Here is a 10,695-nt window from a genome sequence, read left to right as displayed (position 1 = left end):
TGACCGGGGTGCGCATTGAAGACATCTGGCCGCTGGCGCCGTTGCAGGAGGGACTGCTCTTCCACGCCAACTTCGATGAGCGGGCCCGGGACGTATATGTGGAACAACGCGTCCTCGAACTCGCGGCACCGCTCGACACCGAGGTGCTGCGCGCCTCCTGGCAGGCCCTCCTGGACCGGCACGCCAGCCTGCGGGCGAGCTTCCGGCAGCCCGCGGGGGCGAGCCGGCTCGTCCAGGTCATTCTGGCGGGCGTGACCCTGCCGTGGAGCGAGGTCGACCTGTCCGACCACCCCGACCCCGCCACCGAGGCCGAACGGCTGGCCGAGGCCGAACGGGACCGCGGGTTCGACGTGGCGGTGCCGCCGCTGCTGCGCCTGGTGCTCATCCGGATGGGCGGACCGCGATTCCGACTGGTGATCACTATGCATCACCTGGTGCTGGACGGCTGGTCACTGCCGATCCTGTTCCAGGAACTGTCGGAGGTGTACGCGGCGGGCGGCGACGCCGGCGGACTGCCCCCGGTGACGCCCTACCGCGACTATCTGGCGTGGCTGGAACGGCAGGACCGAGACACCGCACGCGCGGCATGGGCCGACGCCCTGGCCGGGGTCACGGAGCCGAGCCTGGTGGCGCCCGTGGACCGGGGCACGGAACCCGTACCGCCCCAGTACGTGGTCGAACCCCTCGGCCAGGAACAGGCCGAGGCGCTGCGTGAGGTCGCCCGGACGCACGGACTCACCGTGAACACCGTGGTGCAGGGCGCGTGGGGCTGGCTGGTCGGCCTGCTGACCGGCCGGCGCGATGTGGTCTTCGGCGCCACCGTCTCCGGACGCCCCGCGGGCATCCCGGGTGTGGAACGCATGCTGGGGCTCTTCATCAACACCCTCCCCGTCCGTGTCACGCTGGACCCGGCGCTCTCCTTCCTCGACATCCTCGCCGACACGCAGGCCCGGCAGACCGGGCTCATGGACCACCAGCATCTCGGACTGGCCGAAGTCCAGCGCGCCGCCGGACCCGGGGCGACCTTCGACACCCTCCTGGTCTTCGAGAACTTCCTGCGCGACGCCGCCGGACCGCCCAGCCCCGGCGGTCTGGACGTCGTCGGCGTCGAGAGCGCGGATGCCGCGCACTACCCGCTGATCCTCGCCGTGCTGCCGGACGCCGACATGTCCCTCCGGCTCGACTACCGCCCGGACCTCTTCGACGAGGCGTCGGCGCGGGGCTTGCTGGCCCGGCTGGTGCGGGTGCTGGAGCAGGTGGCTGCGGATCCGGAAGTGCGGGTCGGCGCGATCGAGACGCTGTCCGCCGACGAACGGCACCAGGTGCTGGAGGAGTGGAACGACACCCGTCGTGCCGTGCCCGAGGGCACCCTCGTGGACCGGTTCGAGGCGCAGGCCGCACGGACGCCGGATGCGGTGGCGGTGGTCGGGCGGGGTGTGTCGTGGACGTATGCGGAGGTGAACGCGTGGGCGAACGGTGTCGCGTATGGGCTCATTGAGCGGGGTGTCGGTCCGGAGTCGCTGGTCGGGGTGCGGGTGGAGCGGTCGGCGGAGCTGGTGCCCACGCTGCTCGGTGTGCTCAAGGCGGGTGCGGCGTATGTGCCGCTGGACCCCGCTCTGCCGGAGGCGCGGCGGGAGGCGATCGCGGCTGAGGCGGGGGTCGCGGTGACGCTCACCGGCGATGAGGATGTTGCCCCAGTCACTGAAAACCCCCAGGTGAAGCCGGGACCGGAGAACCTCGCGTACGTGATGTATACCTCCGGTTCGACCGGGGTGCCGAAGGGTGTGGCGGTCACGCACCGCAATGTGGTGGCGTTCTGCCTGGATGCCGCGTGGCGTGCGGATGTGGTCGAGTGCGTGCTGTTCCAGGCGAACCATGCGTTCGATGCCTCGACGTACGAGTTGTGGGTGCCGCTGCTGCACGGCGGGAAGCTGGTCGTGCTTGCGCCGGGCGACACCGGGGCGTCGGAGCGTGGTGCGCTGATCGCGGAGCATGGTGTGACGAACGTGCACGCGACGGCGGGGTTGTTCCGGGTCCTGGCGGAGCAGTCGCCGGAGATCTTCGCCGGGGTACGGGAGGTCTCCACGGGCGGTGACGTGGTCTCCGCGTCCGCGATCCGCACCCTGCTCGCGTCCCACCCGGACCTGGTGGTGCGTACCACCTACGGCCCCACCGAGACGACCGCATTCGTCACGCACCTGCCCTACACCACCGGGGACGAGATCCCCGCGGCGGTGCCGATCGGCCGCCCGATGGACAACACCCGCACCTACGTCCTGGACGACTCACTGCGTCCCGTACCGCCGGGTGTGGTAGGTGAGTTGTACCTCGCGGGCGAAGGCGTGGCACGCGGGTACGCGGGTCGTCCCGGCCTGACGGCCGAGCGGTTCGTCGCCTGCCCGTTCGCCGAGCCCGGTGAACGGATGTATCACACAGGGGACCTGGCCCGCTGGAACGCGGACGGCGTGCTGGAGTTCGCGGGCCGCGCCGACGAACAGGTCAAGATCCGGGGCTTCCGCATCGAACCGGCCGAGATCGAGGCCGTACTGACCGCCCACGAGAACGTGCGCCAGGCAGCGGTGATCGCCCGCGAGGACCAGCCCGGCGTGAAGCGGCTGGTGGCGTATGTCGTCGGCGACGCGAACGAGCCCGCGCTACGGACACTCACGGCCGACCGCCTGCCCGACTACATGGTGCCGTCGGCGTTCGTGACACTCGACGCCATCCCGCTCACCAAGAACGGCAAGCTCGACCGAGCCGCCCTCCCGGCCCCCGACCTGGCAGGCCGGACCACCGGCCGCGCCCCCGCCACCCCCACCGAGGAGGTGCTGTGCGGCCTGTTCGCCGAAGTCCTCGGCATGGAACAAGTCGGTACGGAGGACTCCTTCTTCACCCTCGGCGGTGACTCGCTGCTCGCCATGCGGCTGATCGCCCGCGTCCGGTCGGTGCTGGACGCCGAGGTCAGCGTCCGTGACCTGTTCGCCGCGCCCACGGTCCAAGGGCTGGCCCGGCTCGCCGAGGACGAGCAGACGCGCAAGCGCGCCGCCCTGTTGCCGCAGGAGCGGCCCGACATCGTGCCGCTCTCGTTCGCGCAGCGGCGGATGTGGTTCCTCAACCGGCTGGAGGAGGCCGGCGTCGGCGCCGGCTACACCGTACCGCTGACCCTGCGGCTTACCGGTGACCTGGACGTCGCGGCCCTGGAGCTGGCCCTCGGCGACGTGGCCGACCGGCACGAGAGCCTGCGCACCCGCTACCCCGACCGGAACGGCGAGCCCCACCAGGAGATCCTCACCGGAGCGGCGGGCCGCCCCCGGCTCACCGTCGCCGAGGCCGACGAGGCCGGGGTCGCCGAAGCCATCGGCGACGAGATGCGCCGCGGCTTCGACCTGTCCGGCGAGCTGCCGTGGCGGGTCCGGCTGCTGACCGTGTCGCCGACGCAGTCGGTCCTGGTGATCGTGGCGCACCACATCGCCGTGGACGGCTGGTCGATGGAGCTGATCACCCGTGACCTCGGCATCGCGTACTCCGCGCGCAAGCAGGGCCGGGCGCCGGGCTGGTCCGCGCTGCCCGTCCAGTACGCCGACTACGCCCTGTGGCAGCGCGAGGTGCTCGGCACGCTGGACGACGAGAACAGCCTGATCTCGGCCCAGCTCGCGCACTGGCGCCGGACTCTGGCCGGCGCGCCCGAGGAACTGGTCCTGCCCGTGGACCGCGCCAGGCCCACGCAGCCCTCGTTCCGGGCGGGGCTGGCCCCGGTGCGCGTCGACGCCCACGTGCACGCGCGCCTCACCGAGATCGCACGGCGCTGCGGCGTCACGATGTTCATGGTGGCCCAGGCGGCGCTGGCCGCTCTGCTGTCGAAGGTGGGTGCCGGGACGGACATCCCGATCGGCACTCCGGTCGCGGGACGCGGGGACGCCGCGCTGGAGGACATGGTCGGCTTCTTCCTCAATACCCTGGTCCTGCGCACCGACCTGGCCGGTGATCCCACCTTCACCGAACTGGTGGCACGGGTGCGCGAGACCGACTTGGCGGCGTACGCGCACCAGGACATGCCGTTCGAGCGGCTGGTCGAGGACCTGAACCCGGCGCGTTCGCTGGCCCGCCACCCGCTGTTCCAGGTGATGCTCCACCTCCGGAACGCCTCCCAGACCCGCGAGCCCCTGTCCCTGCCGGGCCTCGACGTGCGTCCCACGCCGCTGTCCGAGGACGCGCTGGAGGCGCACTTCGACCTGTCGATCACCCTCACCGAACACCGTGACGAGGGCGGAGCCCCGGCAGGAATGGCCGGTGAGATCCAGTACGCGGCCGACCTGTTCGACCACGAGTCGGTCCTGACACTGTCCGAACGACTGGTACGGGTCCTGGAACAGGTCGCGGCCGACCCCGGCCTGCGCCTGCGCGACCTCGACGTGCTGGCCGACGAGGAACGCCGCCTGGTGATCTCGGAGTGGAACGAGACCGCCCGGCCGGTGCCCGACCGCACGCTGCCCGAGCTGTTCGAGCACCAGGCGGCTCGCACCCCCGACGCGATTGCGGTCGTGCACGAGGACGTCACCTGGACGTACGCGGACCTCGACGCCCGGGCGAACGCCTGGGCGCACCACCTGATCGGGCTGGGCGCCGGGCCGGAGCGCACGGTGGGGGTGGTCACGGAGCGGTCGCCCGAGCTGGCGGCGATGCTTCTGGGGATCCTGAAGGCGGGAGCGGCCTATCTGCCGATCGACCCGGACCTCCCGGCCGACCGCGTGGAGTTCATGGCGGCCGACGCCGACCTGCTGCTGATCCTGCGGCCCGGCATGCGGCCCGGCCCCGGGGCGCCGCGCACCGCCCCGGACCGGAGCGCACTGCGTACCGCGCACCCGGCGTACGTCATCTTCACCTCGGGATCGACCGGCAGGCCCAAGGGCGTGCTGATCTCCCACGCGTCCCTGGTGAACCAACTGATGTGGACGCAGGGCGACTACGGCATCGGGGAGAGCGACCGCGTACTGCAGCGGGCCCCGTTCAGCTTCGACGTGTCGGTGTGGGAGTTCTTCGTACCGCTGGTCACCGGAGCGGCCCTGGTGCTGGTCCGCGGGGACGGCCACCGCGACCCCCGGTACCTCGCGGACCTGGTCGAACGGGCCGGCGTCACCGCCGCCCACTTCATCCCGTCGATGCTGGCCGCCTTCCTCCAGCAGGAGCACGTCGGCGACAAGGCCAGGACCCTGCGCACGGTGCTCTCCGGCGGCGAGTGGCTGTCGGAGGAGGTGGTCGAGGAGTACCACCGGGCGCTGGACATCCCGCTGCACAACACGTACGGGCCGACCGAGACGACGATCATGGTCACCGCCCGTCCCGTCCCGCCGGGGCGGCCCCAGGACGGGCCCGTACCGATCGGGGCACCGGTCTGGAACACCCGCCTCTACATCCTGGACGACTTCCTGCGCCCGGTCCCGCCCGGCGTGACCGGCGAACTGTACGTCGCCGGCACCCAGCTCGCCCGCTGCTACGTCGGACGGCCCGCCCTGACGGCCGAGCGCTTCGTCGCCTGCCCGTTCACCGGCGAACGGATGTACCGCACCGGCGACCTCGCCCGCTGGACGCACGACGGCGAGGTGGTCTTCGCGGGCCGGGTCGACGCCCAGGTCAAGATCAGGGGCATCCGGATCGAACCCGGCGAGATCGAAGCCGTACTCGCGGCCCACGAGGACGTGGCACAGGTGGTGGTGCTGGCCCGGGAGGAGCAGCCGGGCGCCAAGCGCCTGGTCGCGTACATCGTGGGCGAGGCGGACGAGTCCGCGCTGCGGGAGTACGCCGCCGAGCGGCTTCCGGAGTACATGGTCCCCGCGGTGTTCGTCCCGCTCGACCGGCTGCCCCTGAACGTCAACGGCAAGCTGGACCGTGCCGCCCTGCCCGTCCCGGACTTCGCCGCGCAGACGGGCGGCCGGGCCCCGGCGAACCCCACCGAGGAACTGCTGTGCGGGCTGTTCGCCGAGATCCTGGGCCTGGAACGGGTCGGTGCCGACGACTCCTTCTTCACCCTGGGCGGGGACTCGCTGCTCGCCATGCGGCTCATCGCCCGTATCCGGTCCGTCCTGCGCGTCGAGGTCGGCATCCGCGACCTGTTCGACTCGCCCACCGTGGCGGGCATCGCCCGGCTGCGGGGCGGCGCCCGGGCGTCGCTCACCGCGCGGGAACGCCCGGAGCGGGTGCCGCTGTCGTACGCACAGCAGCGCATGTGGTTCCTCAACCAGCTCGAGGAGGCCGGCGCCGGAGCCGCCTACAACGTACCGCTCGCCCTGCGGCTCTCCGGCGAGCTGGACGTGGCGGCCCTTGAGGCGGCGCTGGCCGACGTCGCCGACCGGCACGAGACCCTGCGCACCGTCTACCCCGACTCGGACGGCGTCGCGTACCAGCGGATCCTCGACGGGGAGGAGGCCCGGCCCCGGCTGGAGACCGCCGACGTCACCGAACGGGACCTGGCGGACGCCGTGGCCGCCGTACTCGACCGCCGCTTCGACCTCAGCCGCGAACTGCCCTGGCGCGCCCGGCTGCTCACCCTGGGGCCGGCCGAGGCGGTGCTCGTGGTCGTCGCCCACCACATCGCGGTCGACGGCTGGTCCACCGGCCTGCTCAGCCGCGACCTGCGCACGGCCTACGCCGCCCGCAGGGAGGGCACCGCGCCCGACTGGGAGCGGCTGCCGGTCCAGTACGCGGACTACGCGCTGTGGCAGCGCGAGGCGCTGGGCGAACTCTCCGACGAGAACAGCGTGATCGCCGGACAACTGCGGCACTGGCGCGACACCCTGGCCGGCCTGCCCGAGGAACTGCCGCTGCCCCTCGACCGCCCCCGCCCCACGGAATCCTCCTTCCGGGCCGGCGTGGTGCCCCTGCGCACGGACGCCGAGACCCATGCCCGCCTCCTCGGGCTGGCCCGGGAGAACGGCGTCACGATGTTCATGGTGGCTCAGGCCGCACTGGCGCTGCTGCTGTCGAAGGTGGGCGCGGGCACCGACATCCCCCTGGGCACCGCCGTGGTCGGCCGCGACGACGCCGCGGTAGAAGACCTCGTCGGCTTCTTCCTCAACACACTGGTACTGCGTACGGACGTCAGCGGCGACCCGTCCTTCGCCGAGCTGCTGGGACGGGTGCGGGAGACCGACCTGGTCGCCTACGCGCACCAGGACGTGCCGTTCGAACGTCTGGTGGAGGACCTGAACCCCACGCGCTCGCTGTCCCGGCACCCCCTCTTCCAGGTGATGCTGGCCGTGGAGCACGCCATCGACGCCGACGCCGAGGCGGACGACGACTGGGACCTGGCCGGGCTGCGGGTGACACCAGAGCCCATGGGCGACACGGCCGTGGCCCGGTTCGACCTGGCCGTGACCCTCGCCGAGCGACACACCGACGACGGCGCCCCGGCGGGTATGGGCGGCGAGATCCAGTACGCGGTCGACCTGTTCGACGAGGCGACCGCCAGAGGGCTGGCGGAACGCTTCGCCCGGGTGCTGGAGCAGGTGGCCGCGGACCCGGGGGTGCGGGTCGCGGATGTCGAGGTGTTGTCGGACGCGGAGCGCCGGTTGGTCCTGCATGGGTGGAACGACACCCGTCGTGCGGTGCCCGACGGCACGCTCGTGGACCGGTTCGAGGCGCAGGCGGCGCGGACGCCGGATGCCGTGGCGGTGGTGGGGCGGGGTGTGTCGTGGACGTATGCGGAGCTGAACGCGCGGGCGAACGGTGTGGCGTACGGGCTCATTGACCGGGGGGTCGTCCCGGAGTCGCTGGTCGGGGTGCGGTTGGAGCGGTCGGCCGCGCTGATCCCGGTGTTGCTGGGGGTGCTGAAGGCGGGGGCGGCGTATGTGCCGCTGGACGTCGGGCATCCGCAGGAGCGGTTGGCGTCGATCGTGGCGGAGGCGGGGGTGTCGGTGGTCGTCACCGATGCCGATGTGTTCGAGCCGGTGGATGCGAACCCGGGTGTCAGGGTGTCGTCGGGTGCGTTGGCGTATGTGATGTATACGTCGGGTTCGTCCGGGGTGCCGAAGGGTGTGGCGGTCACGCACCGCAATGTGGTGGCGTTCTGCGCGGATGGTGCGTGGCGTGCGGATGTGCTGGAGCGGGTGCTGGTGCAGGCCAATCATGCGTTCGATGCGTCGACGTATGAGATCTGGGCGCCGTTGCTGCGTGGTGGGCTGTTGGTGGTGGTGCCGGCGGGGGAGGTGGATGCGGTTGAGCGTGGTGCGTTGATCGCTGAGCATCGGGTGACGCATGTGGTGGCTGCGTCGGGGTTGTTCCGGGTGCTGGCGGAGCAGTCGCCGGAGATCTTCGCCGGGGTGCGGGAGGTGCTGACCGGCGGCGATGTGGTCTCCGCGTCCGCGATCCGGACCCTGCTCGCGGCCCACCCGGACCTGGTGGTGCGTACCACGTACGGGCCGACGGAGAACACGGCGTTCACGACGCACTTGCCGTTCACGGCGGGGGACGAGGTACCCGCGGCGGTGCCGATCGGCCGCCCGATGGACAACACGCGTACTTACCTGCTGGATGAGTTCCTGCGTCCGGTGCCGCCGGGTGTGGCAGGTGAGCTGTATGTCGCGGGCGAGGGTGTGGCGCGTGGGTATGCGGGTCGTGCCGGGCTGACGGCGGAGCGGTTCGTGGCCTGCCCGTTCGGGGAGTCCGGCGAACGGATGTATCGCACCGGGGACCTGGCCCGCTGGAGCGCGGACGGGCTGCTGGAGTTCGCGGGCCGGGTTGACGAGCAGGTGAAGATCCGGGGCTTCCGCATCGAGCCGGCCGAGGTCGAGGCCGTACTGACCACTCACGAGAACGTGCGGCAGGCGGCGGTGATCGCCCGCGAGGACCAGCCCGGCGTGAAGCGGCTGGTCGCGTATGTCGTCGGCGAGGTGGACGAGGAGGAGCTGCGCCGGTACGTCGCGGAGAAGCTCCCCGAGTACATGGTGCCGTCGGCGTTCATGGCGCTCGATGCGATCCCGCTGACCAGGAACGGCAAGCTGGACCGGGCCGCTCTCCCCGTCCCGGACCTGGCGAGCCGGACCACCGGTCGTGCCCCCGCCACCCCCACCGAGGAGGTGCTGTGCGGCCTGTTCGCCGAGGTGCTCGGTCTGGAGCGGGTCGGTGCCGACGACTCCTTCTTCGCCCTGGGGGGTGACTCCCTGGTCGCGATGCGGCTGATCGCGCGGGTACGGTCGGTGCTGGACGCCGAGGTCAGCGTCCGCGACCTGTTCACGGACCCCACCGTCGCGGGCCTCGCCCGGATCGCCGACCGGGTGCGCGGCGCCGGTGAGCGTCCCGCGCTCGTCGTCCGGCAGCGCCCGGACACCGTGCCGTTGTCATACGCGCAGCAGCGCATGTGGTTCCTCAACGGGTTGGAGACCGGCGCGGGCTACAGCGTGCCGCTGACGGTACGGCTGACGGGTGAACTGGACGCCGGAGCCCTGGAGTTGGCGCTGGGCGACATCGCCGACCGGCACGAGGGCCTGCGCACCCGTTTCCCCGCCGTGGACGGGAACCCGTACCAGGAGGTGCTACGCGGGGCCGCGGGCCATCCCGCGCTCCGGATCGACCGCATCGAGGAAGCCGCCCTGGACGCGGCCATCGTCGACGAACTCGCCCGGGGTTTCGACTTGGCGGTGGAACTGCCATGGCGCGTTTCGCTGCTGGTGCTGTCGCCGGTGGAGTCGGTGCTGGTGATCGTGGCGCATCACATCGCGGTCGACGGCTGGTCCATGGGCATCCTGGCCCGGGATCTGGAGACCGCCTATGCGGCGCGGGTGCGGGGTGAGGTGCCGGGGTGGGAGCCGTTGCCGGTGCAGTACGCGGACTACGCGTTGTGGCAGCGCGAGGTCCTGGGCGATGTCGAGGACCCCGACAGCAGGATCAGCGAACAGCTCGACCACTGGCGTACGGCGCTGGCCGATCTCCCCGCCGAACTGGCGCTCCCGGTGGACCGCCCCCGGCCCATGGAGCGGAACCACCAGGGCGGCATGGTGCCCATCGAGATCGGTACGGAGCTGCACGGACGCCTGACCAGCCTGGCGCAGCGGAACGGCGTGACCATGTTCATGGTGGCGCAGGCGGCGCTCGCCATCCTGCTGTCCCGCATGGGCGCCGGCACCGACATCCCGATGGGCGCGCCCATCGCGGGGCGCGACGACCCGGCGCTCGAAGGGCTCGCCGGGTTCTTCGCCAACACCCTCGTGCTGCGTACGGACCTCAGCGGCAACCCGACTCTCACCGAGCTGCTGGCCCGCGTCCGCGACGCCGACCTGGCCGCGTACGCCCACCAGGACGTGCCGTTCGAGCGGCTGGTGGAGGACCTGAACCCGGACCGGTCACCCTCACGCCACCCGCTGTTCCAGGTGCTGCTCACCCTCCAGAACGTCCCGCAGGCGGAGCGGCCCCTGGAGTTGGCGGGCCTGGAGGTGAGTCCTCTTCCGGTGCCGGACCAGGCGATCACTGTGCAGTTCGACCTGACGCTGACGCTGGCGGAGCACCGTGCCGAGGGCGGGGCCCCGGCCGGGATCGTGGGACAACTGGAGTACGCCGCGGACCTGTTCGATCTGGCGACGGCCGAGGGGTTGGCTGTTCGTCTGGGGCGGGTGTTGGAGTGGATGGCGGGTGACCCGGGGGTGCGGGTCGGTGAGGTGGAGGTGTTGTCGGAGGGTGAGCGGCGTTTGGTGGTGGAGGAGTGGA

At 71.8% G+C, this 10,695-nt stretch carries 1 protein-coding gene; it reads left to right on the top strand.

Going from position 1 to position 10,695, the window contains the following annotated elements; translation table 11 throughout:
* Positions 1–8 precede the first annotated feature (8 nt).
* The coding region (locus IE316_RS34905) for a non-ribosomal peptide synthetase (RefSeq protein WP_190208593.1) at positions 9–10,695 on the top strand (10,687 nt) is incomplete at its 3' end.

The sequence above is a fragment of the Streptomyces fumanus genome, from assembly GCF_014655295.1.
GTDB classification, from domain to species: Bacteria; Actinomycetota; Actinomycetes; order Streptomycetales; family Streptomycetaceae; genus Streptomyces; species Streptomyces fumanus.
This window is presented reverse-complemented; position numbering and strand designations above follow the sequence as displayed.